General features: G+C 46.2%; 24 protein-coding genes. 11 read left to right on the top strand and 13 right to left on the bottom strand.

The genetic code is table 11. The features are described from left to right. The first annotated feature begins 117 nt into the window (after positions 1-117). The gene (locus ORG26_RS06610; RefSeq protein WP_266367831.1) at positions 118-1,788 is read left to right on the top strand and encodes a glycoside hydrolase family 13 protein; all 1,671 of its coding nucleotides are present in this window, start codon (positions 118-120) and stop codon (positions 1,786-1,788) included. A gap of 236 nt (positions 1,789-2,024) precedes the next feature. On the opposite strand, the gene ORG26_RS06605 is transcribed toward ORG26_RS06610, so the two are convergent. Continuing rightward, positions 2,025-3,065 (bottom strand): hypothetical protein, encoded by a 1,041-nt coding sequence (locus ORG26_RS06605; protein WP_266367829.1) that lies wholly within the window; start codon positions 3,063-3,065, stop codon positions 2,025-2,027. Positions 3,066-3,511: 446 nt separating this feature from the next. On the opposite strand from ORG26_RS06605, the gene uvsE reads away from it, so the two are divergent. After that, positions 3,512-4,399: a UV DNA damage repair endonuclease UvsE gene (uvsE, locus tag ORG26_RS06600; protein ID WP_266367827.1), complete on the top strand. Its 888-nt coding sequence runs from the start codon at positions 3,512-3,514 to the stop codon at positions 4,397-4,399. A gap of 95 nt (positions 4,400-4,494) precedes the next feature. Here uvsE and ORG26_RS06595 read toward each other — a convergent pair whose 3' ends face one another. Further along, entirely contained in the window at positions 4,495-4,929 is a 435-nt protein-coding gene (locus ORG26_RS06595; protein ID WP_266367825.1) for a hypothetical protein, read from the bottom strand. 178 nt (positions 4,930-5,107) lie between these two features. Between ORG26_RS06595 and ORG26_RS06590 the strand changes: the two genes are divergently transcribed. After that, positions 5,108-6,205, top strand: coding sequence for an acyloxyacyl hydrolase (locus ORG26_RS06590; protein ID WP_266367823.1), 1,098 nt, complete (start codon positions 5,108-5,110; stop codon positions 6,203-6,205). An 84-nt stretch (positions 6,206-6,289) separates the two neighbouring features. On the opposite strand, the gene ORG26_RS06585 is transcribed toward ORG26_RS06590, so the two are convergent. Both ORG26_RS06585 and ORG26_RS06580 read right to left on the bottom strand, forming a co-directional pair. After that, complete coding sequence (locus tag ORG26_RS06585) at positions 6,290-7,588, bottom strand: acetylxylan esterase (RefSeq protein ID WP_266367821.1); 1,299 nt, start codon at positions 7,586-7,588, stop codon at positions 6,290-6,292. After that, on the bottom strand, positions 7,585-7,743 hold the full coding sequence (locus tag ORG26_RS06580) for a hypothetical protein (RefSeq protein WP_266367820.1): 159 nt from the start codon (positions 7,741-7,743) through the stop codon (positions 7,585-7,587). The genes ORG26_RS06585 and ORG26_RS06580 overlap by 4 nt, the downstream gene beginning before the upstream one ends. A gap of 162 nt (positions 7,744-7,905) precedes the next feature. Between ORG26_RS06580 and ORG26_RS06575 the strand changes: the two genes are divergently transcribed. Then, on the top strand, positions 7,906-8,286 hold the full coding sequence (locus ORG26_RS06575) for a DUF805 domain-containing protein (RefSeq protein ID WP_266367818.1): 381 nt from the start codon (positions 7,906-7,908) through the stop codon (positions 8,284-8,286). A gap of 92 nt (positions 8,287-8,378) precedes the next feature. Here the strand turns inward: ORG26_RS06575 and ORG26_RS06570 are convergent, their stop codons facing one another. Continuing rightward, entirely contained in the window at positions 8,379-8,840 is a 462-nt protein-coding gene (locus tag ORG26_RS06570; protein ID WP_266367816.1) for a hypothetical protein, read from the bottom strand. A 102-nt stretch (positions 8,841-8,942) separates the two neighbouring features. Then, positions 8,943-9,326 carry a RidA family protein gene (locus ORG26_RS06565; protein ID WP_266367814.1) on the bottom strand — a complete coding sequence of 128 codons (384 nt, stop codon included), beginning with the start codon at positions 9,324-9,326 and terminating at the stop codon, positions 8,943-8,945. Between the two features lie 116 nt (positions 9,327-9,442). Between ORG26_RS06565 and ORG26_RS06560 the strand changes: the two genes are divergently transcribed. The 4 genes from ORG26_RS06560 (at position 9,443) to ORG26_RS06545 (ending at position 13,535) form a co-directional block, all read left to right on the top strand. Next, complete coding sequence (locus ORG26_RS06560) at positions 9,443-10,846, top strand: PQQ-dependent sugar dehydrogenase (RefSeq protein ID WP_266367812.1); 1,404 nt, start codon at positions 9,443-9,445, stop codon at positions 10,844-10,846. Between the two features lie 210 nt (positions 10,847-11,056). Next, positions 11,057-12,640: a PAS domain S-box protein gene (locus ORG26_RS06555; RefSeq protein WP_266367811.1), complete on the top strand. Its 1,584-nt coding sequence runs from the start codon at positions 11,057-11,059 to the stop codon at positions 12,638-12,640. Continuing rightward, positions 12,627-13,031: a response regulator gene (locus ORG26_RS06550; RefSeq protein ID WP_266367810.1), complete on the top strand. Its 405-nt coding sequence runs from the start codon at positions 12,627-12,629 to the stop codon at positions 13,029-13,031. The genes ORG26_RS06555 and ORG26_RS06550 overlap by 14 nt, the downstream gene beginning before the upstream one ends. 93 nt (positions 13,032-13,124) lie before the next feature. After that, positions 13,125-13,535 carry a YtxH domain-containing protein gene (locus ORG26_RS06545; protein WP_266367808.1) on the top strand — a complete coding sequence of 137 codons (411 nt, stop codon included), beginning with the start codon at positions 13,125-13,127 and terminating at the stop codon, positions 13,533-13,535. A gap of 95 nt (positions 13,536-13,630) precedes the next feature. Here the strand turns inward: ORG26_RS06545 and ORG26_RS06540 are convergent, their stop codons facing one another. Next, positions 13,631-14,320, bottom strand: a complete 690-nt coding sequence (locus ORG26_RS06540) for a GDSL-type esterase/lipase family protein (protein ID WP_266367806.1) — start codon at positions 14,318-14,320, stop codon at positions 13,631-13,633. A gap of 343 nt (positions 14,321-14,663) precedes the next feature. Between ORG26_RS06540 and ORG26_RS06535 the strand changes: the two genes are divergently transcribed. Next, entirely contained in the window at positions 14,664-16,109 is a 1,446-nt protein-coding gene (locus ORG26_RS06535; RefSeq protein ID WP_266367804.1) for a hypothetical protein, read from the top strand. Positions 16,110-16,126: 17 nt separating this feature from the next. On the opposite strand, the gene ORG26_RS06530 is transcribed toward ORG26_RS06535, so the two are convergent. Next, positions 16,127-17,530 carry an argonaute/piwi family protein gene (locus ORG26_RS06530; RefSeq protein ID WP_266367802.1) on the bottom strand — a complete coding sequence of 468 codons (1,404 nt, stop codon included), beginning with the start codon at positions 17,528-17,530 and terminating at the stop codon, positions 16,127-16,129. Between the two features lie 4 nt (positions 17,531-17,534). Beyond that, positions 17,535-19,322 carry an SIR2 family protein gene (locus ORG26_RS06525; protein WP_266367800.1) on the bottom strand — a complete coding sequence of 596 codons (1,788 nt, stop codon included), beginning with the start codon at positions 19,320-19,322 and terminating at the stop codon, positions 17,535-17,537. 490 nt (positions 19,323-19,812) lie between these two features. On the opposite strand from ORG26_RS06525, the gene ORG26_RS06520 reads away from it, so the two are divergent. Both ORG26_RS06520 and ORG26_RS06515 read left to right on the top strand, forming a co-directional pair. Continuing rightward, positions 19,813-20,763, top strand: a complete 951-nt coding sequence (locus tag ORG26_RS06520; RefSeq protein ID WP_266367798.1) for a hypothetical protein — start codon at positions 19,813-19,815, stop codon at positions 20,761-20,763. Positions 20,764-20,906: 143 nt separating this feature from the next. Further along, positions 20,907-21,566 carry an HNH endonuclease gene (locus ORG26_RS06515; RefSeq protein WP_266367797.1) on the top strand — a complete coding sequence of 220 codons (660 nt, stop codon included), beginning with the start codon at positions 20,907-20,909 and terminating at the stop codon, positions 21,564-21,566. Positions 21,567-22,042: 476 nt separating this feature from the next. On the opposite strand, the gene ORG26_RS06510 is transcribed toward ORG26_RS06515, so the two are convergent. The 4 genes from ORG26_RS06510 to ORG26_RS06495 all read right to left on the bottom strand — a co-directional run bounded on the left by ORG26_RS06510 (position 22,043) and on the right by ORG26_RS06495 (position 25,823). Beyond that, the gene (locus ORG26_RS06510; RefSeq protein ID WP_266367795.1) at positions 22,043-23,557 is read right to left on the bottom strand and encodes a YfjI family protein; all 1,515 of its coding nucleotides are present in this window, start codon (positions 23,555-23,557) and stop codon (positions 22,043-22,045) included. Positions 23,558-23,562: 5 nt separating this feature from the next. After that, on the bottom strand, positions 23,563-23,934 hold the full coding sequence (locus ORG26_RS06505; protein WP_266367778.1) for a helix-turn-helix domain-containing protein: 372 nt from the start codon (positions 23,932-23,934) through the stop codon (positions 23,563-23,565). Between the two features lie 99 nt (positions 23,935-24,033). Then, positions 24,034-24,690 carry a hypothetical protein gene (locus tag ORG26_RS06500; RefSeq protein ID WP_266367777.1) on the bottom strand — a complete coding sequence of 219 codons (657 nt, stop codon included), beginning with the start codon at positions 24,688-24,690 and terminating at the stop codon, positions 24,034-24,036. Between the two features lie 17 nt (positions 24,691-24,707). Next, on the bottom strand, positions 24,708-25,823 hold the full coding sequence (locus ORG26_RS06495; protein ID WP_266367776.1) for a site-specific integrase: 1,116 nt from the start codon (positions 25,821-25,823) through the stop codon (positions 24,708-24,710). Between the last annotated feature and the right edge of the window lie 12 nt (positions 25,824-25,835).

Here is a 25,835-nt window from a genome sequence, read left to right as displayed (position 1 = left end):
ATCCAATAAACCACAGAGTTACACGGAGGAATAGCACAGAGTCCACAGAGGTTATTCCGGTGCTGTCTCCGTGCAACTCTGTGCCATTCCTCTGTGCCACTCTGTGGTTAAAAAATTATGAAAAACTGGTGGAAAGAAGCCGTTGTCTATCAAATATATCCCCGTAGTTTTCAGGATTCCAACGGCGACGGGATCGGCGACCTGCGCGGCATCATCCGCCGCCTCGACTATCTCCAGCAACTCGGCATCGACGTCATCTGGCTCAGTCCGCATTACCAGTCGCCCAACGACGACAACGGCTACGACATTTCGGATTACGAAGCCGTCATGACCGACTTCGGAACGATGGCTGACTTCGACGGGCTGCTGGCGGGCATCCACGAGCGGGGCATGAAGCTGGTCATTGATCTGGTGGTCAACCACTCGTCCGATGAGCACCGCTGGTTTCAGGAATCGCGGAAGAGCAGGGAAAACCCGTTTCGGGATTTTTACATCTGGAAACCGGGCCGCGACGGCAATCCGCCCAACAACTGGCTTTCGTTTTTTTCGGGCCCGGCCTGGGAGTACGACGCGGCTACGGATGAATATTACCTCCACCTTTTTTCCCGAAAACAACCCGACCTGAACTGGGATAATCCGGCCCTGCGGCAGGAAATCTACCGGATGATGCGCTTCTGGCTCGACAAGGGCGTGGACGGTTTCCGGATGGACGTAATTGCCTTTATTTCCAAAGACCAATCGTTTCCGGACTATCCCGAAGGCCGTTTCGGCGACCTGACCATTTACGCCAACGGGCCGCGTATCCACGAATTTTTAGGCGAAATGAACCAGGAAGTTCTCTCGAAATACGACTGCATGACGGTGGGCGAGGCCTTTGGGGTGGCGGCCGAACAGGCAAACCTGTACGTAGGCAGGGACCGGGGCGAGCTGAACATGATCTTCCACTTCGACCATGCCGTGCCGCGCGAAGAGGAGCGTTTCCTGGACCCGGCCCCCGAATTCCGGCTGTCGGAACTGCGGAAGATTTTTGATAAATGGGACAAAGCCGTTGGGCGGGAAGGCTGGAACAGCGTTTATTTCGGCAATCATGATAATCCCCGGATGGTCAGTCGGTTCGGCGACGAAGGGCCGCTGCGGGAAGTGTCGGCCAAGATGCTGGCGACGATTCTGCTGACCCAGCGCGGCACGCCGTACATTTTTCAGGGCGACGAAATCGGAATGAAAAACAGCGATTTTCGCTCGATTGACGAATACAACGACATTCAGGTCCGGAATGCCTGGAAGGCGCTGGTGGAAAGGGGCGGCGGTGATGCCGGACAGTTTCTGGCCGCCGCGAACCGCATCGCCCGCGACCATGCCCGCACGCCCATGCCCTGGGACGACGGCCCGATGGCGGGTTTTACAGACGGTCCGGCGACCTGGCTCAAGCTCAATCCTGATTTTGGGGAAATAAACGTCCGCAAAGCCGTTTCCGACCCTGAATCTGTCTGGCATTATTACCGCAAACTGATACAGCTCCGCAAACAGCACCCGGCGCTCATCTACGGCGATTACACCGACCTGAATCCGGTAAGCGACGAGGTGTTTGCCTACACCCGGACGCTGGACCGCGAAATCGTGCTGGTGGTGGTTAATTTCGTGGGGCAACCCGTTGAAATTGATCTGGGAGGAATCCTGGTGGCGGCGCAGAAAACGCTGCTCATGGCGAACTACCCCGTGGCGGCCGACGCCTCGCCGGAGTTAGCGTTTGCGCTGCGGCCGTTTGAGGCGCGGGTGTATCGGATTTGACGGGGGGGTGGGGGCGTGGCAATGGTAGGTGCCAAGAGAAAAAGTGGTTCGGTAACTGTTCATAAGGGCATTCTACACCGCCAGTCGATATAATGCTACCGGAATGTAATCTGACTCCACCGTGATAGGCATACCCCGACGAGTGGCGATGCTGCACAGGGCCACTGCAATACTCAACATTCTTGAGTTCTGGTGATTTATCAATTTTATGTAGTGCTTTTTATTTTTTATAATTATTAGACGTTACGCTCAAATATGTGTAACACGTTGTCAGAAGTATGAATAAACAAGCGCGTATCAGAAACCTGTATATCTTGGATATTGTTATTTATTCCATCATTAATTTCTATATTGTTAATCCAAAGTAGTTTCTTAGACCTAATATCTATTGCCCCAAATCGGTTGGTTGCTATGCTTAATCCATTAACAAAATATAAAATTTCATCTTTTGATACAATACACTTGTCTAGTTTGAAATAAATTTCGTTCCGGCTCAGCTCCTCTTTATAATTCTGAAAATCAATAGCAAAGTTTTCAAGGTCTATAACGTGTACAGTTTGTAAGGATATTACATAGAGCTTTTTGTCGATGACCGAAAGCCGACCACTTAATTTGTTCCACTTATGAACAATTGCTCCATTTGTTATATTAAGACAAATAACTGCACATTGAATCTGATTAGTATAATCAATCAATGACAGATAAATTTTACCTTCTAAAATCTTGATCGAATCAAATAGATTGCCTTTTCCTGAATCTAACAATTGATTGAAATCAACCTGCCAAATTATTTCACCGTCAGTTAGCCGATGACATGACAAGACATTATCTTTTTGAGACAAAAAAACAGAACTATCAAGCAGTACTTTTATGCCATTAATACCATACTCGATAGGCCACTTATTATCTGCAGCGTAGTTGTCAGAATTGACGATGCACCAATATTGCCCAGATATATTCTCAGCGATAGCTAAACAATTGGGGCTATCTATGTAGCTGACATCCGGTAAGGGCTTAATATAGTAGTCAAACCTATGTAAAAGGTTTAACTCCTTTAAACCAACAACTACCGTGGTGTTTGTCTTATTATCGAAAGCCCAAACGCTCTCATTCCATAGCGTGGCAGCATAAAAGAGTCCATCAACTCTTCCTACTCCTTCAACAAACAAGTTCTTGTTATCATCAATGTAGATAGCGTTGTCGCCTGAATCAACATACGCCCTTTTACACTCAAAGCTTCTCAAATGTGTGACTGCTTTTTTTGAAAATTTTCTCATAATTAGCTAATTTGTTGAAGTGATCAATGAATGCATTAGCAATTATTGTTCTTTGATTAGGTAGCAGAAAAAAATACTCAATGATATTATACTTTGTTAATTTATTGTCTTTAATGCGCCATTACAAAAGTCAAATGAAGTACTATTGTACAAATCTCGCTTAATTAACTCACGTATGAACATGGCTTTGTAAAGAAGGCAATTTTGAGCCATTTGCTTTTAGAACAGGTTTGTTAAAGTCTATTGCAATTTACTCTCTTTGAGCGCAACCAACGAAACAGACAGGCACGCATCCCGCCGTTTTTGGAAATAACCTCCCGGATAGTTGTTCAGGCTTCAGGATGACTTGCGTTCTGGCGTTGAAAGGAGGATTAGGCCAAAGGTTGCCTGAACCAACCCCCCTGTAATCCAGTTTTCTGATTGGCACTCAAAGAGCACTACCAACCATGAATATTGGATACGCCTGCATCAATCTGACACTGCATGAGGAGGGAATTACGTCGACGCGAGGCATGATCAAACGCACGTTTCAGGAAAAAGGCATCCAGTACGCCTCCCAACTGGCGCTGAAGAATGTGGAAGACCTGCTGCGGATCACCAACTGGAACGTCGAAAACGGGATCAAAATCTTCCGCGTCACGTCCGATCTGTTCCCCTGGGCGTCGGAATACAAGCTGCCGAACCTGCCGGACTTTCCCGAAATCCGCAATTATCTGGAGGAAATCGGGAAAAAGAACATCCGCCTGACGGTGCATCCGGGCCCGTTCAACAAGCTGGCGGGCGAAGGCGCGACGCTGGCCAACACAATCACCGACCTCGAAATTCATTCCGAAATCTTCGACCTGATGGGCCTCTCCGCTTCGCACTGGAACAAAATCAACATCCACGTGGGCGGGGCGTACGGCGACAAAACGGAGACGCTGAAGAAATTCGGGCGCAACTTCCGGCTGCTTTCGGAGAATCTGCAAAAGCGGCTGACGGTCGAGAACGACGACAAATCCGGGCTGTATACCATCGCCGAACTGTATCCGCTGCACGAAGACATCGGCATTCCGCTGGTGTTCGACTACTTCCACCACAGCCTGTATCCCGGCCACCAGACCGAGCAGGAGGCGTTCGAAATGGCGTATTCGACCTGGGACGTGCGCCCCGTGTTTCATTATTCCGACTCCCGGAAAGAAAACGAAGACCCCGCCTGCAAGCGCGAAGCCCATTCTGACTGGGTCTACGGCTCCATCAACACCTACGGCAAAGACATCGACATCATGCTCGAAACCAAAATGAAGGAACTGTCCGTAATGAAGTATTGGGAAATGGCCAAAATAGAGTTATGAATTAAGAGTTATGAGTTAAGAGTTGGCTTCGCCGGTTAGCTTACTCCTCTGCGAAGCCTTAACTCATAACTCTTAATTCATAACTCTTAACTAACTTAAAGGTGTTTCGTGCTTGGCTTTGGGTCGCGTTGCTGGGCGACGGCGAAGGCCTCTTTGCCGAAGACGATCATCATGATGACGCCCAGCAGGGTAGCTCCGGACACAAAACTGCCGGTCAGCATTTCTTCACGCTCGGCATAGGTGAAATACACGAATACCTGCAAGGCGACATAGGCCGAAAAGGCCAGAAAAGCCAGCAGGGCCGCATAAGCCAGCCGACGGCTGAGAAAACGGCGGCAGAGGTACCCCAGACCCAGACAAACCGCCACGGTTCCGGCCACCGTGATGAAGGCCGAGCTAAACGTATTCAGTGCTTTGGTATTCAGAACGAACAGGGTCACGTCCTGCTTCGGGCGCGTATCCGCCAGCAACGAGGCGTCAATCACGACCAATATCAACAGCACAACCAGATACACCACATTCTTTGCCATACTATTTCTACGTTGAGTACCACATGATTTGATAGGTTTATAACTGCCTGTCTCGCTTAATGGCCTCAAAAAAAGCTGATTTTTTTTGTATGGCCCCGGTCCATCCGCAGCGCCGGACCTGGTGACGCGGCAAAACCTTTCGCGTCTCAAGGCTCTATTGATCTCTGTCTTATCAGGTATGTTACTAAGAAATCAGGCTTTGACGGTCCTTCTGGGCTGGCTTCTGCCGTACTGTCCGGCGTTTGCGGAGGCGGACAGCACGGAAATCGGACGTCGGCTGACGGTCAAAACGCACCTGGCCTTCGGGACGCTCCAGGAAACGGCACCGGGCGCGAGCCGGTCACCTTTTGGCCTGGAAGTGGAATACGGCCGGGTGAGCACCCGGCGCGGTGCCTGGGAGCACGGCAACTGTTTTTCGTACGTGGGGGCTTACGCCAGTTTCTACGATTTTGGCCACCCGAAGGTGCTGGGCCGTACCGTCGGGGCAGGATTATACTACGAACCTATGCTCTGGCATCGGCCCCGGACCCAGGTCGGCGTCCGGCTTTCGGCAGGCATGACGTATCTCAACAGGGTTTACAACGAGCAGACAAATCCGCTGAACCGCTCGTTCAGCATGCCCGTCAGTTTTCTGATCGGGGCGGGGCTGCACTTCCGGCAACGGCTCAATGACAAATGGAATCTTGTTCTTTCGGGAAACTACCACCACATCTCGAACGGCGGCACCCGGCAGCCCAACCGGGGTCTGAACGTCCGGACTTTATCGGTGGGAATGGAATACCAGTGGCGGCGGCCCGTTTACCCGTCTACCCGGCAATGGCGGCGGGCGGCTCCGGTGGCTCGCTGGATGAACCGGGCGCAGGTGTTTACATCCGTGCGGGTGATGCCGGCTGATGATGAGCACGACGAACGCGTTTTTCCGGTGCTGGGGACGGCCATTTACAGCGGCTACCACCTGACCCGCCAGCACGCCCTGTCGGCGGGCCTCGAACTGGTCGATGATCGTTTTTTTCGGGAAGAGCTTCGCCGGAATCAGAACCCGGCCGACCACAAGCAGGCTACGCTACTGGCCGGCTACGAATACTGGCACGGCCGTTTTGTCCTGACTGCGCACATGGCCTGGAATTTCTACCGGCCCCGCGGCTACAATTTCAAACTCTGGCAACGCTACACCCTGCTCTACCGTTTTCCCAGCGGCCTGAACCTCGGCGCCGGCATCAAAGCCGACGGAGAAGTAACGAAAGGCTTCTCCGCCGTAGCGGGATGGAATTTTTAATGACTGAATGATTGATTGACTGAATGACTGAATTGCTTCGCCATTTTTAGCACTGCGAAGCAATTCAGTCATTCAGCCATTCAATCATTTCTTCGTCAGCGTTCCACCGCCCATCTGCTCCAGCAGCCAATTGCTGACGCGTTCGGTCTGTTCGGGGTAGGTCCAGTGGCCGGTTTCCTGGGCGAGGTATAGTGTCTTGGGCGCGGTGATGACGTTGTAGGCCGCGTACATGGACGTCGGCGGGCAGGTTTCGTCGTTGAAGCCCCAGCTATAATAGCCCGGTACTTTCACGCGGCGGGCAAAGTTGACCACATCGTAGTATTGGCTTGTTTTGATCTTGTCGGGCTTGTTGTTGAAGGCCAGGTTCTGCGGGGCAAACAGGTGGGGCCAGCCGCCCGCGCGGCCTTTGAGGTAGCCGGTCAGGTCGGAGAGGGCAGGGTAGAAGGCCCCCAGAAACTTCACGCGGGAATCCAGCGCGGCGGTGATGATGGACAGCGCGCCGCCCTGGCTGCCGCCGGTGACGCCCAGCGTGGAGCCGTCGAACTGCGGCAGGCCCATCAGGAAGTCGTTGGCCCGGACGCAGCCGAGGTAGACCCGTTTGTAATAATACTTGTCCTTATCGTCGAGGTTGCTGTTCCAGTAACCCGCCAGCGGTCCGGCGGCGAGGTTCGTGTAAACGTACGGCTCCATGGTGACCGGTACGCCGTGGATGCCCACTTCGAGCGTGATGACGCCTTTTTCGGCCGTGCCCACGTCGCCATTGTAGGCCCGCACGCCGGCACCGGGCACCCGGAGCAGGGCCGGATATTTTCCTTCTTTTTTCGGAACGCAGAGAATGCCGTAGAACCGCGAGTTGCCGATATTCTGCAGATTCAGGTGGTAAACGTTCACGTTTTCGGTGCAGCGTTCGGGCAGCAGCGTCATGCGGGCGTCCATCGGAATTTTGGCGAGGTCGGCTTTAGCCCCGTTCCAGAACGCTTCGAAGTCGGCGGGGTCTTCGGCTGCCGGGGGGAGCGAGAGCGGGTCGTAGGCCGTGGTGGCGAGGTTGCGGTACTCCTTGCCGTCGAGTTCATAAACGGCCGTCAGGCGCAGAAAGCCCGGCGACTTCAGGGTGCCGCCGTCGAGCGAGGCCGAGCCGTTGGCCAGCGTCAGGGTTCCTTTTTTGGTCGGCTCCATCTTCTCCGGGCCGAGTTCGTACCGGACGGTCGCGCCCTTCACAGGCACGCCGTTGCGGAGCACGGAAATGGTGAAGCGGCTGGGTTCGCCGGTTTTATACGTCCAGTCGGCATGGTCGGGCGCGACCACGACCTTGACCATTTTTTCGGGAGGCTGGGCCAGGGCCAGCGTGGGAAGCAGGAAGAAAAGGCGCAGAAGTTGTCTCATGAAATCACCGTTTTTTCTTCCAAAGAAGAGAAACCGGCCCAGCTACTTGAAGCCGTTTTGAACGATCCCGGAAGCTTCTGCCGGTTGCCGGCATCCGGGCGCTGGTCTGGAGAGAGCCTGTTTTGTAAGTCTTTATATCCGTGGGTGTTATCCATTCGATTGCGGTTCGTTACAGTTGGCCGCCCTTTCTCCGCCATTCAGTTTCCTTTATTTGCAAACGCCTCAGGTTTCGGTGCAATTTTGAATCATCAAACGCAACGGGAAAGCCGAAAACCGAACAGAGTAGGCACACAAACACACCTCGATCAAGAATACCAATGAACACGTTCACCAACTCCAAAACTCCCTCTTTTTCAACCGGTATCACCGCCCTGGATTATTACCTCCACGCCCTGTCCAACTACACCAACTTCAATGGCCGTGCCCGGCGCAGCGAGTACTGGTACTTTGTGCTGGTCTACTTCATCGGCTCTTTTGGCGTAGGCTTCATCGACGGGCTGCTCTTCAACTCGGGCCTTTTGAGCATGATTTACCTGCTGGCTACCCTGGTGCCTTACATTGCCGTCTGCGTTCGCCGGATGCACGACGTGGGCAAGAGCGGCTGGTACGCTCTGATTCCCATCTACAACTTCATTCTCGCCATTCAGGAAGGAACGCCCGGGATGAATGAATACGGGAAGAATCCGAAGGAAGCGTAAGGGGAAATTGAGTTATACAAAACCGGGCGTCCGGCGTAGTGGAGGTAGAATTCTCTCCGCTACCCCGGACGCCCGGACTTTTTTGCAGGCTGTTATTTTCCGCTGCGGTTTTGCAGGATTTGTAAAATCAAGTCTACATTCTGCGTCAGCGAACCCACATCCTGCGTCAGTGAGTCTACTTTCTGCCCCAGACTGTCCTGTCCGGTTTTCAACTCAGAAACGTCCGACTTCAAGGTTCCAACGTCCGACTTCAAGGTTCCAACGTCAGCCTTCAAGGTTCCAACGTCGGTCTTCAGGTCACTAACGTCCGTCTTAATGACGCCAACGTCGGACTGTAGTGTTCCAACGTCCGTCTTAATGACGCCGACATCTGCCTTGATCTGTGAGGTTTCGGTGAGCAGAAACCGAATGGAGTCGGAGTGTTGGCCGAGCGTCTCCAACACCACATTCATGGTGCCGACCAGCTGGCGATTCTGGGCCGCCACGCGGTCAAGCTGGGCCGAAATTTCCGCGACGACGGGCTCTAACTGGTTAAGTCGTTTTTCGGGTGTCATAAACTTACAGGTGAAGTACACGTCTAATTTAGCCCGGCTGTCAGAGATTGCAAAATGTTCAGATCAGGATTATCGCATAAACCCCGCCTGGGGCGAAAGAGTTTAGGCCACCACCGCCGTAAACTCAATCTCGACCAGGTACTCCGGCGCGACGAGTTTGCTGATTTCGTACATGCCCGTCGTCGGCTTGATGTCGCCGAAAAAATGGCCGTGAGCACGGGCAATGTCGTCGAAGCGGCTGATGTCGGTGGTGAAAATCCGGGTCCGGACCACGTCGCCGAGGCTCGCACCGGCCTGCTCCAGAACGGCCGAAATGCGCTCGATGATGTTGAAGGTCTGGGCGTAGGCATCGTCGGCCCGAACCGTCTCGCCGTCCACAAGGGCTACCGTGCCGGATACTTCAATAAAATTGCCGACCCGTACCGCCCGGCAGTAGCCCACTTTGTCTTCCCACGGAGAGCCCGTCAGAATGGTTTGTCTTGTCATGTCAGAGGAATAAAATATACTGTAGAAATCGGTGCAAATTAGCCTATTTTTGCAGGTAAAAGGACGAACATCTTACTTTTGTAGATGAATCGTGTACGTTCAACTCCTTCCCTGCTATGCTTCGCTATCTGACCGTTGCGGGACTGGCCTCTGTTCTTTTCCTGAATGGAAAGTCCCTCAAACCCGCCCCGCCGACCACTGACGCGGCGCGAAAAAATTACCAGACCTACTGCTCGTCGTGCCACGGCGAAAAAGTAGAAGCCATGGTTGACCGTAAATGGAAACATGGCATTGCCAAATCGGACCTGATCAAAAGCATTACGCATGGCTACCCGGATCTGGGCATGCCGGCCTGGGGTCAGTCGCTGAAAGAAAAGGAAATCGACGAACTGGCCGACCTGATTCTGGTGAGCATGGAAACCCTCGACCAGTATAAGTTTGCCAGCAAACCCAAAAGCAACATCTTCCGGTCGGAAGGCATGACCGTACGGCTCGATACGGTGGCCGCGGGACTGGACAGCCCCTGGGGACTGGTCTTCCTGCCCGGCGGAGATATGGTAGTAACCGACCGCTCCGGTTCGGTTTACCGGCTGGCCAAAAACGGGACGAAAACCAAACTCACCGGCACGCCGGAGGTGGTGGCCGAAGGGCAGGGCGGCATGCTGGACATCGAACTCCACCCGGATTTTGCCAAAAACAACGTGATTTATCTGTCGTACTCGGCCGGAAAAACCGAAAACGGGCAGAAGCTGGCGACCACCGCCGTCATGCGCGCCCGCCTGACGGACACCGGACTGGCCGATCAGAAAGTGATCTTCGAAGCCCAGCCCTGGTCGCGGACGCGCCACCACTACGGCGGTCGCCTTGAATTTGACCGGAAGGGTCTGCTCTACGTTTCGGTCGGCGACCGGGGCGCCGAAAAAGTCAACCCCCAGTCTCTCGAAAGCGATTGCGGCAAAGTGCACCGGATGAAGGACGACGGCAGCGTTCCGTCCGATAACCCGTATGTGGGCAAGGCCGGCGCCCGGCCGACGATCTTCTCCTGGGGCCACCGCAATCCGCAGGGCGTAGCCATCTATCCGCCGACCGGCGAGGTCTGGGCACACGAACACGGTCCGCGCGGCGGCGACGAACTGAACATCGTCCGCAAAGGAAAGAACTACGGCTGGCCGGTCATTTCGTACGGCATCAACTACGACGGCACGACCTTCACCAACTTCACGGCCAAAGAAGGCATGGAGCAGCCCGAAACCTATTGGATTCCGTCCATCGGGCCGAGCGGCCTGGCTTTCGTGACCAGCGACAAATACCCCGGATGGAAAGACAACCTGATGATGGGGTCGCTGCGTTTTCAGTACCTCAACCGCTGCGTGCTGAAAAACGGTAAAGTCGTGAAACAGGAAAACCTGCTGCCGAACCTGGGCCGCGTGCGCGACGTGCGGATGGGACCGGATGGTTTTTTGTACGTTTCGGTTGAAAACCCCGGCTACGTCTTCCGCCTGACGCCGACAGCGATCTGATTCTTCCAAATCCGGCTCATAAGCCGATTGTCTCCGGGCAATCGGCTTTTTTTATGAACTTAAAATGCGGCTTTCCATCAGGCACTTAGCCACGAGAGTTCAAACACAAATTTCCGTTGCGGGTTGTACCTTCGTTACTTTTCGAAGGCGTCCGCAGGTCTTTCTAAAGTAAGGTGTTGTTTACCAGTATTCACTCCTGACTTCCCGATTATGCAAGAAGACGATCCAGAACTGCCCCCGGATTTCTCCTCATCCGCGAAGCAGGCTGCCGATAGCTCTCAGGCCGAAACAGCCCTGCAGCAGAGCCAGGCCCATCTGGAGGCTATCTTTCAGGGCGCTGAGGTCGGTATTTCCGAGATTTCCACCGACGGTTATTTTCTGCGGGTCAATGAGAAGTTGTGCTGGATTCTGGCCCGTACGCGGGAGGATATACTGACGCGGAGCGTCGCCGAGGTGACCTTCAGCGACGATGTCGCCAACAGCCAGAAGGCCTTCGCGGAACTGCTCACGACGGGTCGGCCGGTGTCGCTCGATAACCGGTATTGGCGCCCCGACGGTTCGGTGGTCTGGGCAAGCAGTACGCTTTCGCTGTTGGTTAACCAATACAGCGGAGCACGGACCGTGCTGGCCGTCATGACGGACATGACCCAGCGCCGCAAAGCCGAGGAGGCCCTGCGGCAGTCCGAAGAGCGGCTGCGGATTGTGATGGAAAGTGTTACCGACCACGCCATTATTACCACCGATACCGAAAGCAGAATTACCGGCTGGAATACCGGAGCCCAAAACCTTTTCGGCTATACCGAGGCGGAGGCCCTGGGACAACCGGGGGCGATTATTTTTACCCCGGAAGATAAGGTCATCAACGAGCCACAGAAGGAAATTGAAACGGCCCACCGGGAAGGCCGGGCTATGGACGAACGCTATCACATCCGGAAAGACGGCTCGCGCCTGTATGTATCCGGGGTGACTTCCCCGCTTTATGACGTTTCGGGCGAACTACTGGGGTACGTGAAGGTGGCCCGCGACCTCACCGAACGGCGGGATATGGAGGAAGCCCTTCGCGAAGCCGACCGCCGGAAGGACGAGTTTCTGGCCCTGCTGGCCCATGAACTGCGCAACCCGATGGCCACCCTGTCGAACACCTTGCTGATTCTGGACATGACGGGAGGGAAAAACGAATCTCTGCCCCTAAAAAAGGCATTGGCGATGATGAGCCGGGAAGTGAAACAACTCGTCCGGCTGGTGGACGACCTGCTGGATGTCAGCCGCATCAGCCGGGGAAAAACGGAATTGCGGCAGCAGCGGCTCGAACTCATCGGACTCGTCCGGCAGGCCGTGGAATCCAGTCGCCCGCTGGTGGAGGCCGGTCGTCGGCAGTTTACGGCGCAGCTGCCCGAAGAGCCCCTTTTTATCCGTGGCGATTCCGTGCGTCTGACGCAGGTCGTCCGCAATTTACTGGGCAATGCGGCCAAGTTTACCCACGAAGGCGGGCACATCTGGCTCAGTCTTGAGCAGGAAGGGCAGGTGGCGGTGCTGCGCGTACGCGACAACGGCATCGGCATCCCGGCAGAACAGCAAGGCCGCATTTTTGATATGTTTGCGCAGGTGGATGCCTCCCGAACCCGTTCGCAGAGCGGTCTGGGGCTTGGCCTGACTTTGGTCAGGGAGTTTGTGGAACTTCATGGCGGACAGGTTAACGTCTACAGCGACGGGCCTGGAACGGGAAGTTCGTTTGAAGTCAGATTGCCGCTTTCGTCGGAACCAAAAAACAAGGAAATCGATGAACAGTCCTGAAGACAAAGAAACCACGGGCCGCCGGATTCTGGTGGTGGACGATAATGTGGACGCGGCTACTACGCTGGCCCTTCTGCTCCGCCTGATGGGAAACGAAGTGCAGGCGTGCTTTGGCGGGCGGGAGGCGCTGGAGATTGGCAGAGACCTACGGCCGCAGGTGATTGTGCTGGACATTGCCATGCCCAACCTCGACGGATACGAAACCTGCCAGCTGATCCGGAAGCAGCCCTGGGGCGCTGACATTACCCTGATTGCCCTGAGTGGATACGGCCAGGAGGAGGACCGGCGGCACAGCCTGAAAGCAGGTTTCGACGGCCATCTGGTCAAACCGGTTGATCTGGAAGCCTTACAGGAAATGCTGGAGGGGGCCAGAAACAAGGAAGTCCGGTGACCCGCCCGGCCGCCGGATGTGTATTCTTCCAAACAATCGGAAGGGCCAGCCGTTAGGTTTTTGTAAAAGTCATACAAAACAACACTCACGATTATGAGAAGCACTTCAAATTTTCTGACCGGGCTCCTGCTGGGCGTAGGCGCCGGGATGCTGTTGGCACCCAAAACGGGCAAAGAACTCCGTGACCAGGTCGAACAGGCATTTAAAGGCGACGGCACGAGCGGCGGCGGCGACTGGAAACAGAAGCTCAATCAGGTGGTCGACCAGATCAAATCGCAGGTCAACCAGGTGATGTCGCAGGTGCAGGGCAATGCCGGCAGCAATGGGAACGGCAACGGCAACTATTCAAGCCCCGCCACCCCGGCCACTCCGGCGACTTCCTCCATGACGCCGCAGGACGTTACCCGGCAGCAGTACAATACCAGCATCGATCCGCTCGCCGACGACGCGGGTCTGGGATACAGCGGCTCCGAAAGCCCGATGCGGACCGACCGGGATCTTTAGTGGGTTATGTCGATAAAATGGAAAAGTCCCGGAGGTGAATCTCTGGGACTTTTCTATTTGAGGCCGGGGCGTTGGGTCGCCGGTCCGGGTGACGCTCAGAGGTACTTGTTTTTGCGCAGCGCTTCGACCCAGCGGCTGTAGCCGGTTCCGTTGAGGTGCAGGCCGTCATTGGTGTACCGGGCGTCGAGCTTCCCGTCGGAGTCCGACAGGTAGGGGTGCAGGTCCACAAAAGTCTGACCCGTCTGGCTGGCCAGCGTACGGAGAGCATCGTTCAAAGCCCGGATGTTCTGCATCTTGCCCTGATGCCGTTTAAACTGGGGAAAAGAGTCGTTGGTCGACAGGACACTCTGCCAGTAAATCCGGGTTTGGGGCGACTGGCGGCGGAATCGTTCCGCCATCTGCCGGTAGTTGCGGATGATGACACTGTCGGCAACGCCCCGGGCCAGGTCATTGACGCCGATCATCAGAAACACTTTCTCCGGTTTAGCAGCAATGAGGGCATCCAGCCGGGCGAGGACTCCAAAGCTGAGGTCGCCCGAAATACCCCGGTTCTTGATCCGGCTGTTTCCCAGCAGTTCGGCCCACTCGGCGGTATCGGTGATGCTGTCGCCGATAAAAAGAATGCTATTCCGCTCAACGGGCAGCGATTCGTAAAGTGTACGTTTCTGCTCATAATACGTGGACCGAAAGCTGGTGTCGGGTACAGCCGACTGCGCCGCCGCCAGGCCGGTTAATCCGCAAAAAGCAAGAGTAGCGACCAGCGTAGTAAATGGGGAAAAGGGCATACGGGTTTGATTTTATCAAAAAGGATTGGGTTACTTTCCGATACAAAAAGTATTCGCTTGTGATAAGTAATTGTTTTTTAAGAGTTTACTTATATAAATTTTATGAGAGGTACAATTATGTAACAAAGCTAATACTTAGATGAAAGTAAGGTAAATCCTCCTTGACTACCTGCTTTATACTAAACCGGAATTTTTGAAGGATGACCGGAATTGATCATAAAAGCTAAAAAAATCCTAACTTAATAGCTTTTTTAGGTTTAATATCTTGGTTGTCAGGGCCTTATTGATAAATTTTGGAGTTAAGTCTGCCTTTAAAGAATAATAATATTAATAATAGACCAGTGTGACAGAAATAATAAGTGTACTTGAAGAATTTGGGCCTATGATCTCTAGTGAACTATATAGGCACTTGGATATTAAAGAAGAAAATAAAGAAGCAATACGGCAGAAGTTAAGTAGAGCTAATGCACCTATAATGAAAATAGGAGGCTTTTTTTCTCGTAATCAATCCTTTATATACTTACAAAGTCAGTTTAACACTGATTTATATGTAGATAAATTAATGTCTGCATTTCGTGACTATTCAGCACCTGTTTACTCCATTATCAGGCATATCGAGATTAATCACGGTTTCATAGAAGCAAAACAACTACCCGTGTATAGCTTTTACCCAATTGAAAATTTAAAAGGTCATAAAAACGTAAACAACATTATTGAAATTTTAAAAAAAGTCCAAATACTGGAACAAGATGGTGATTGCATTAAACTTCACAATAAAATTTATACATACACAAGTAACTCGTATAGGAATTTTAAAGCTTTAGAGCTAGCTAAAACAACAGTATTGAATCAATTTAATATTTGGGCAAGAAGTATAAAAATAACTTCATATTATTCTGGTGATAATTATAAAGAGTTTGGGAAATTTTTATGGTCATATACGGCTGTATCCTATATTAATGTAATGAGAGATAAGAATAAATACGGATATATATTAGCTGATATAGTACTAGGGGAAGTTCAAGATTTAGAAATAATTAAGTTTTTTTTAGAAAAAGTCAAATTTCTTAAAAATCAAAAAGGACTTTATTCTTTTCAGCCTTTCTTGTTGCTTGAAAATCCCTCAATTGAGATTATTGATAGTCTTAAAAACCATGGAGTAATTGTTGGAACTTTAGATTATTTATTTGGAATGGGGTATACAAAATCTTTAAGAGATTTAATAGTATCAATAAATGAAATTGGAAAGATTATTAATAATGATAATTCAAAATTTCTAAAAGTAATTGATAAAATTGAAAAATTGTCAGGTGGCAAAACAATTAATTTAAGAGGAGATTTATTTGAATTTGTTGTAGCGTATTATCATAGTACTAAAGCGTCTACAGTAGAAATAGGTAAAATATTAAAACTAGATTATTTAAATTCGAAAGAGTCTGATATAGTTGCATTTTATTCCAACCAAACCATAGTATTTGCAGAATGTAAAGCGTTAAAAGCCAGATTAGACTATTATTATGTTGAAAATTGGATAAATGAGCGTATACCGTTTATGTATAAATGGGTTAGAGAGCAAAATGTATATAATAACTACAATGTCAAATTTGAACTTTGGTCAACTGGAGGGTTTGAAGACAATGCACTAAAAGCACTTGAACAGACTTCAAGTACGAAAAAGTATCAAGTTGAGTATTATGATTTTAATACTATAAACGCTAAATTAAAAAGCCTAAAATCAAAAAAGGTAAACGATTTAATAAGAGATTATTTTGTGAATTCTGAAGTTTAAATTAGGACACTTAAATGTTACATAAAATATTTAAATTGATAAAGGTTGCTTGAAGCGCTTGGTAAACTACGTAATGTATTTGCTAAAGTTGAAGCATAAGCTAAAGTAACCGGAAGTCTGTCATAGTAAGCGTCATGATTCCAATTCATTTTAGTAAGTCCCATGATAATACGGCAATGCTCATTCAAACTATCAGAGCCTGCATACTGCTCTATAGCAATAGGAGAAGGGATACCTTTCCCTTCTTTGTAAAAATTTCTTTTGCTTTCTAGTTGGGTAAGACCTTGGGTCCAAAGAAGGACTTCGTTGTGAGAAAGCGTGACCACTGTACCTCTATTTACTGGATAACCAGAAACTTTCTTATAATATTCAAAGTTAATGGCTCGCCAAGGAGTTGATTGCTTAACGTTCAGTAACTCTATTTGCGTTCTGTGTGGAAATGCGTCAAAGCAACCTTCAATTTCATCTTTTTTAAAAGGTGTTGTTTTATGAATGATAATTTTTCTTAAGGGTCTGCCAGAATGTTTCTGTAGGTAAAGGTTTAGACTCTTCTGCATAACTCTCCTCATTTCAAATCTGGATAAGTAAGGATTCTCTCCGTGCTTAGAATAATCGTCTGCTTCATATGCGATAAACTCTAAGCCTGTACCATCCGAATCGAATACTTGGCTACAGCATGTAAGGAACTCTTGATTTTGATTCAAAGGGTTAGTACGTAAGCTATAACTTAGGCCAATTATAGCAGTATCTTCGTCTTGTATAGCTAACCTCCACGGCACTCCACCAGATTTGACGTATAATGCAATAGAAAGCCTCCAAGCTACACTACATCGACACTTATAAGAAATAGCGCTTCCTTCTCTTATTAATTGAGCAGGTATATAGAATGATGCTGTTAGCGCTTTTATATAATCATGAAGGCTAAATCTTTCTAATTGATATTCGAATGCATCTGACCAAGATTCTGGCAGGTAAATAAATAATACGTCAAACTCAAAAGAAAGTTTACTAATCTGTCTGACAGCTTTTGAGAGCAGTTCTGCAAGGGCAATATGTGGCAGTTTATTGTCTTTATTGTAATGTAAAGGTAATTGTATACATTTTTCTTCCTCTAATAAATAAAGCTCTTTTTTGAAAATTTCTTTGAAGCCTGGAAATGACGGTAAGTAATCTTTTCTCTCAAATGGTGAATGAGTCTTTGAAAGCTCATATACTAAATTTTTAATGATTTTATAATATCCTTCGGGGTATATGGCCCCTATTCTGATGGTTGGCATTAAAGGTATAGAGCCTATGTGTTCGCTATAAGGTCCAAAATTTAATAACCCAAGTAAAGGGTGCTTACTTATTGCGTTTTGATTCTTAAAATCAAACAATAAATAAGGCTCAGGTGTTATAAAACTTCCAGGGAATTCTAGCATGATATTAAAGCGATTTGCTGAAAGACGTATTTCTAACTATACGAAACGACGGGTTAATTCCTGAAATATCGTTGAAGGCATAAAAAACTTTTTCATTTAATTTGTTCTCAGTATTATCTTGGAATAATATTTTAATCCATGACTCTAATATTGCATTATATGGACCATTAAGTCGCTTTGCTATTTCTTCTTTGATAAAAGATGCCGACTTGAACCTTAAATTTATGTTTTCAGTCTTTTCAACCTTTATTGTAGGATTAAGTAATAAATACATTGTAGAAAGTTTATATACAAGTTGAACCTCAAGGGCGTCAACCCATTTCAAAGACGTGCCTGGAACAGTACCTGATATTTTATGGCTAACTTCTTTTCCATATGAAAAATATTTTAAATTACGAAGGGGAATAAGCTCTTCAGAGGTTAAATGATTAGGATGTATGATAATGTAATATTTGCCTTTCCTACTAATACCTTTAATAACTCTATTATTGGTTAATGCTTTAAGTAAAGATTCTGAAACTAAATCTTTCATTGAAGAATCATTATAGTATAACTGCCTCTCTTCAATATTATATAATCCTTTTATATTTTCTGGGAATACTTTGCCAAAATCTCTATCGTCACCAAAGCCGACTACGCCCTGTTTTTTTCTTTTACATATAAGATTAACCTTTTGCAAAGATATTTGGTTTTGAATATCTTTCGTATTCCCTGCCTCACATATTATTAGTCTAGCTTCAGTTGGAAAGTCCTTAACTTCAAGAGCGTTAAACCGGAGTATAGGTGGTTTCATACCTTTATTTGGCATAGGGTTTTTAATAAGTCGTCGGTTGCTAGTTTCTAGAAATTCTTTTAGTTCTATAGGTATATTATCTGTCAACTTTATTATCGAAGAAAAACATTCCTCAAAAGAGTCTATTTCGACTAAAAATACAGATGTATTTTGTTGTGCAGCCTTTTTTAGTAATGAGTCCACTCTTTCAAGTATTGAGGTGCCAGATCTATAGAACCAATAAAGCCCGCCTGGAAATGAATAGCTATAGTTTAAAACTTCTTCTATCATATCCATAACAGATTCGTCTCTACCGCTATATCCGATAAAAGCCATTCCGTTATTGAAGCATATATTTTGAAAAGCGTCTTTAAGCTTAAGGTCTTGCTGTTTTAATTCATCCGTTGTGTTTTTCATGAATAGGGAATGAAAATCTCCATGAAGCTTTATAAGTAGTGGTGTCTTGTGATTTTGTATAAACTGCTGACCTCTATAATTATTATCAATAGTAGAAATATGTAGTTTGCTAGTGCTTTGATAAGCTAAAGCAGCAGCATCTTCAATAAGTTTATCGAAATTAGTAGTAATGATATACTTTAGAATTCCCATTTTCATTAAACCTGCTAACACTTTATAACCATAAGTAGGCTTAGCGTCAGATAGCTTTCTTTCTATATAATCTGCTCTTAGATCTAGAGTACTATATGCTTTTTGAAAATAGTATGAATACTCATTTAAACTATCAAGGGGAGGCGGACAATCAATACAACCATTGTATCTTTGGCTTTCAAAATAATACTGTATCATTTGTCGATTTACAGGAGTTAAATTGCTGAACTTTGCTAAATCTATATTTTGTTCAGTACAAAATATTGTTCTTTTAAAATCCCAAATCATATCATATGCTGAGGGCAGCCCAGAGGCAACCGAAGCTCCTGCGCCAGTAAACCATGCTATGTTACTGCCTTTAAGCCTAAATATTCTTATAAACTCTGCGAGCTGAATTGTTTTAACTTGCATAGGTGACTAATATCTGGTTGATTATTAAGGGATTATGCCTTGATATGGTTTACTAATTGCGTGAAATGTATTGAGTAAGACCATGTGCTGAATATAGTGAATATGGCTAACTTAATCACAAGCGAGCCGATTAGCTTTTATTATTCGTTAACTTTCTGAAAATGAGTCTCTTGTGAGAGCGAATAATGTTTTATTTAGATTCTTTTAAATTATTGGTACTGTAATCTACAAACTAAAACCTTATTTTAGAGAGCTAAATTAGGTCAAAATAAGTTTTATAATTTTATTTATAATAAAACTTTTCAAAGATTTGTTGGAAAATGTCTAACCATATTAATATAATTAGTTAAAGTGTTGATTCAAGCTAAATATAGTTTTGATAATATAATAATCGAAAATCTATTTATTAGGAATACAGTTTATTGTTAGTAATAAAAGCGTTTAAATATGCTCTTGATAAAGTTTGTTAAATAAATTATATTTTAAGAACATGAAAAAAAGGTTTCAAAAACCCCTTGACGATTCGAGGGATGCATTTAGTGGATTGACTGAATATGAAGAATATTTTTTGCCCAATCCTAGTGCTGGTCCCTATGAAAGTGAAAAGTTTTACGATGAAGTCTTGGATTTGGAGTTCTTTACAAGTAAAGAAGTTCAAAAAAGTAGAGATCAGTTTGATAGAAGAGCTAGAAAAAATATTTTTTTCAATGACTTATTAAAAATTGAGGAAGGCCTTTGCGATTATGCCAAAAGCTCTACTAAATCAACTAAAGCTTACGCAATTTTGCTCAAGTCAATACTGGCTTTGGAACCAGATTATTTGAATAAAAAGTATAAGTTCGTTAAGCATGAACTGCAATATTCTATTCCTGAAAGTTACTTTAATAAGTACGACTGGCTAAATTTATATTCAATTGATGATTCTGACTTAATAAGCCCGAGTTCACTTAAGGCCTATATTAAGCATTCAAACATAGTATTAAAAAATGCGTTCAAAAGGTGGAAAACCTTTTTGAAAAATAAATATAAAAAGTCTATATCTGTTCAGGGTATGGGGAATATTTTAGTTTATAGGGGCATAAACAATAGAGATTACTATAATAGAAAAAAAACTGATAACACTGATATCGTCTCAATCTACTCCGGAGCAAATGAGACCATGCCATTTTTTGAAAAAAGTTTACTCACTTCTTATAGCGTTTCGCAAGATATTGCATTAAAGTTTGTTGTTGGTAGTAAAAAAAAGAAAAGTCAAAGGAAGACGTTTATCTATGGTGATGATACTGTAATCTTAGGAAGAGTTTTTGCATCTTTTCTTACATGTAATTGCTTTAATGTTTCTCAGTATGAGATACTATGTTTGCCTGATGTGAATGGAATTAATGTAAATGTAGTTCAAAATAGTACTTTTATAACTCATTTGTTGCTCCAAACTTCTTGAGATTAAAAAATAATTTTTATTAAAAAAGTACATTTGTAATAAGAAATATTTGTCATTAGTCGTGTTTGTAATTCAATGGTATAGTATTATTAATAAAATGTTACTTCTAATTTGGTTTTAAATTAATAAATCCTTTCTTATTTATGAATCTATATAAAAAAAGTCAATGGAAGGTTTTTCGTGATACTGTTTTTGAACTTGATGGAAATGTATGTTCTGTATGTGGAAGAAGTAAGGAAGAAACTATCTTACAAGTACATCATAAAAAATACATTAGAGGTCGGAATCCTTGGGAATATGCTACTCAAGAATGCATCACGCTTTGCCGAGGCTGTCACGCTGCCGAACATGGCTTAATTATGCCTAAACATGGGTGGGAATATGTTGGTGATGAGGACTTAGGAGATCTTGTAGGTAAATGTGAATGTTGTGGTAGCTCGCTTAGGTACATTTATTATATTCTCCATCAGGATTGGGGCGTTCTCGAAGTTGGGACTCATTGTTGTGACCTTTTAACAGATTCAAATATTGCATCTAATTTAAAAGAGTCGAGGCAAAGATATGAGGAGCGAAGGGAAAGGTTTTTGTCTTCAAGTAGATGGAAACAAAATGAAGAGATTTTAGTAATTAAGCAATTAGGTTATTTTATCGAAATTCGAATGAATGGACAAATGTTTTCTATTACAATAAATGGTAAAAGAAGTTACAAAACATACCAAACAATTGATGACGCAAAATCAAAAGTTTTTGAAGTAATTGAAACTGGAAAGCTAATGGAGTACTTTAATAGAAATCTAAAGTAAGTAGTTAAACAAATATGTTTTCGCCTTTAAATATAAACTTTATTTTTACTTTTTTTAAAATGTTTGAAGTTTAGTTTTACAAGAATTCTCATAAGGAAAAATAAGTATATTTATTAGTGAATCAAGATTTATGTAAATTATTCTATTGTTTATACTGCCCGTGAGGAGTTGAAAAAATGCGGAAATCAAAAATGAAATTGCATAGCTTGAGTTTGGGGTCAAGGACGCCCGCATGAATTTAGTCAAGGAGGGACCCTTGAAAATTAATGATAACAATGAATTACAATGATAATATCGATTATATGATATTATTCGAGCTATGTGGATATCTTACAGGTATTTAGGTGGATGCTGCCGAATCACGATTTTTTATGAAGGTGATATTTTGATAATAAGTGATACTCTTTCCTGATTGTAACTTTCTAGCTATCAGAATAAAGATCAATAAAATCAAAATATCACACCTCACTAGGTGATTAGCCTATTTTCTGATAATGTCCATGACGAACGTTCTCGAATAACTGCTGCTCTTTTAAAAACCGGCCTAGTGTAGCGGAAGACACACCAACCTTTTTTGCCAGGTCCTTCGCCACTTTCTTTTCGAATGCCTCAGGGAGTTCGTCATACAGGCACTTTTTCAATCCCGTTAATTCACTTGCCGCATTCTCACCGTTGACGATTTGCCGGACTTTTTGCGCCATATGACGAAAGTACTCGGTTAGCATGATTGCCCCTTCAATGGACTTAAGTTCGATAGCATCTTCCTTCGCCTCGTTACAGGAGTAGTTCAGGAGTTGGATAATCAGGGCAAGACGGCTACATTGAACCGTTAGCTTGCTGTACACCCCCTTTAAATCTGAATCGTCCTGACTATTTGTCAATCGGGTGTTTTCGTTAAACCATTCAATCCAGCGTTGCTTGGCGGCATAGTTGAACCGTATAGTGCGAGGAGTGCAATTTCCTTCATCGTCATAGGGTAGAGGAAGTGTCAATAGTCTTTCTATAACACCCTCATATTCGCGTATGGTTTTGTCTTCCAGTTCCGCTTCCGAGAAGGGTTGCATACCTAAGCCGTCCGGTGCTCCATAAAGTAATCTGTCAGTGAAGCCGTCCTTTTCGCGATTTTCCTTGTAAAGGTCGTTAAGTATCTCGTTCTGAATTCCACCAATAACGGTTACGAATGGCTTCGGAATCATCAGGGGTTCGCCACCCACTCGGTCAACGGTAATAGCCTGTCCACTCCACATGCTCAGCCAGACCTTACTTTCGCTGCCGCTGTTGTAGCGGTTAAAATTGCCAAACCATCCTGCTAGTTCGTCAGAATGTAGGCATAGACCTCGTGGATTGTTCTTATGCGTATGATTCAGTGCTTCCGGCGTAACGTCCGAAATCAGAGTCTTGCTGAGGGCAGGTTTAACTGGTGCAGGTTGGATTTCGGATTTTTCCCTCTTAGGCAAAGCCATGTACTGGTCAAATTCATCCCGCTGTTGGCAATAAGCTTTATATGATACGTTATCCTTCCGTCGCAGCGGAGTCATACAGAAGGCCAATGGGTGACTCTTACAACTTCCCGGTGGGCCTACCACAACAAGGTACAGCGGGCAGGTAGTATACCAGCCACGTTTTATCTCTAGTTGGAACGTATTTCCAATTGCCGCAGATGCAGCGGCTAGGATGCCCATTCCGGTAAAATCTACTGGAAAGCCAAGAGCTTTGTTCGTCTCACGTATTGTGTTCTGAAGCGGTGCAGGAAACGCTTCGATAGGGAAGGCAGACCCGATATTGCGCTTGAAAGAGGGTTTCTGTCGGTCTTCGTCATCGTTTCCTGTGTTGCGTTGAACCGTTCCGACCGGTCCTAATTGAAGGGGTTCGCTGACCTGGTGTTCCTGGTGTGGCAGTTCAGCCGTGAAAGGGATCTGTAAGTACTCAGGCATAGGGTCTGGGCTATAGACGTCCTGAATATTCGGGGTATTAAAATCGAGTTGACCCATAGTAATCAGCGTTTGGCTTTAAACTTAGACACAGACTTGCGGGAAGTGTTGATAATGTAGGTGCTGGCTTCTGCGGCTATCTCAGCGTTCGTTTTTCGCCGACCTTGCTTGACCCATTTGGTCAGTTCCACCTTCGAAAAGTAGAGTTTTCTGTCATTTAGCTTAAAGCTGGGCAACTCCCTTCGTTCGACAAGCTTATATATCGTATGCGGTGACAGTTTCAGGTATTCGGCTGTCTGAGTTACATCGAACAGTTCTTCAGCCTCATGCCTTTCTTGCCCCTGCAAGTGCTGAATAGTTGCCGTTAACTCGTCAACTTTTTTAAGAAGCATGACCATTGCGGATGGCAACTGGGCGAAAGAAATAGATTCGTACATATGAAAGAATTAAAGTGTGTACAAATCTATCTCTTGGTTTATACAGTAACTGGTTGCAACCGGTTACAATGTTTGACTATAACCGGTTGCGATTGATTATTACTCGTCTAGTTGGGCATTCTTTAAAAAGAGATTGTAGTCTTTTTCCGCCATATCTATAGCCTTGTCGCTTCTATTGATTTCCTTCAAAATCTTTATAGCCTCCTGAAAGTGCTTTAATTTCCCTTTGTTTTTTCCATCGGATGCTGTGCGTTCTTTCCTAGGGGCATATTTCTTGAAATTGTTATATATGGCATCACCGCTACTGGAACCAAACTTTTCGGCATACTCAGAACCGTTGATTCTAGTAATTTCCTGTTCGAGTCCACACTCGCATAAGTATATGTAAGCTAAAATTTTGGACCTCTGCCCAAATGTACTACGCTTAAATGGGTCACTCTCAGCGTTCAGACTACCGGATGTCTGACTAGTATTTTCGGGTCGTGGTCCATTCTGGGCTGCGGATAGCAATGGGTCGAACATAAGATTATCTCCTTCCTGAATAAACATTTGTTCTTTTGCCCTTTCGTACTTTTGGGTAAGCCAACGATATATGTAACTATTTTCGCCAAAATGCTTTAAACGAGGGGAGCTTAGCCACTGCCTGAGGTATACAACGTGCTCTCGATAGGGTGAATAGGTCATTTGGGCTAGGTCAGGTAAAATCTCATTTAAAATTATATTTTGTTGAAGCTGAAGCTTAAAATCGTTCTCCATTGTTAATCAGTTTAGGTTTAAAGCTTAATTCGGTCGGCGGCTTTCCGCTTTTTGTCGTCAACAATTTTAGCGTATATCTGCGTGTGCTTGATATTCTTTTGACCCAACATTTCTTTGACCGTGTAAATGTCCTCGCCAAGCGTTAATTGAATGGTTGCAAATGTGTGACGAAAACAGTGATGAGTGATGTGCTTAGTGATTCCAGCCGCAGCCACCCAGTTTTTGATTATTCGGTTACGGTAAGAAGCATGTGGATATAAGTCGGGAAAGATTTTGCTTTGTGGTGAGCCAGGTGTCCCTAACAGGTCGTAGGCATCTTGTGAAATTGGCAAGTTCTCCGCTCCCTGAGTTTTCTGTTGTCGGAATTGTATACTATATCCGTTAGCGTCAGAATATCGAATTTGTCCCCACAATAATTTCATAACATCACAATGCCTCATACCCGTCAAGGCTGTAAATAATGCCGCTCTTTTGACATTTTCATCTTCACAGGCCGTTTGTGCTAACGTTCGAAGTTCTTCTAAGTTGAGGTACTCCCGATGTGTTTCTTCAGGTGTTAATGCTTCGACCTTAGCGTTGATGTCTTTGGCCAGAAATTCATCCTTGTAGGCTTGCTTTAACGCAGCCTTGAATTTGGCGAAGTAGCTAACGGCAGTATTCCGGTTTAGGGTCTTTTCAGTTGCATGTCGGTTATCCGCATTGAGTAAGTAGTCTGCAAAACCATCGCACCAGTTAGCCGTAATATGCTTCATCTTTATCGTATGTCCTGCATACTCTTTGAGGTGTTGCAATGCACTTTCCCAGTTGGAGCCGTTAGAGCCAGTGCGTTTATTAACCAACTCAGTAAAATACTGAATGAAGCAAGCCTCTTGTTTGGACTTATGAAGAAACCCGTACTCGCCTCTGTTAAAATTTAGTTGCTGTTGGGCGCGAACGTGTTCCGCAATTGTCCGCTGTTCCTTATTGTAATCACGTTCAGACTGGTTTTTTGGCTTTGCGTAAACGGTAAGCTTGAGGCTTTTACGGCGTGTCAGCTTGCCAGTATCAGGGTCCGGTATCTCAGGCCAGAACGTTAGATAAATCATTTTACAGCCGTCTTTTAGTGGCTTCTCCCACAAGGAAACTTGAGTCATAGCGTGTAAAGG

The sequence above is a fragment of the Tellurirhabdus rosea genome (assembly GCF_026278345.1).
Classification (GTDB): domain Bacteria; phylum Bacteroidota; class Bacteroidia; order Cytophagales; family Spirosomataceae; genus Tellurirhabdus; species Tellurirhabdus rosea.
Note: the sequence above shows the minus strand (reverse complement) of the source record. Positions and strands in the feature narration are given on the sequence as shown.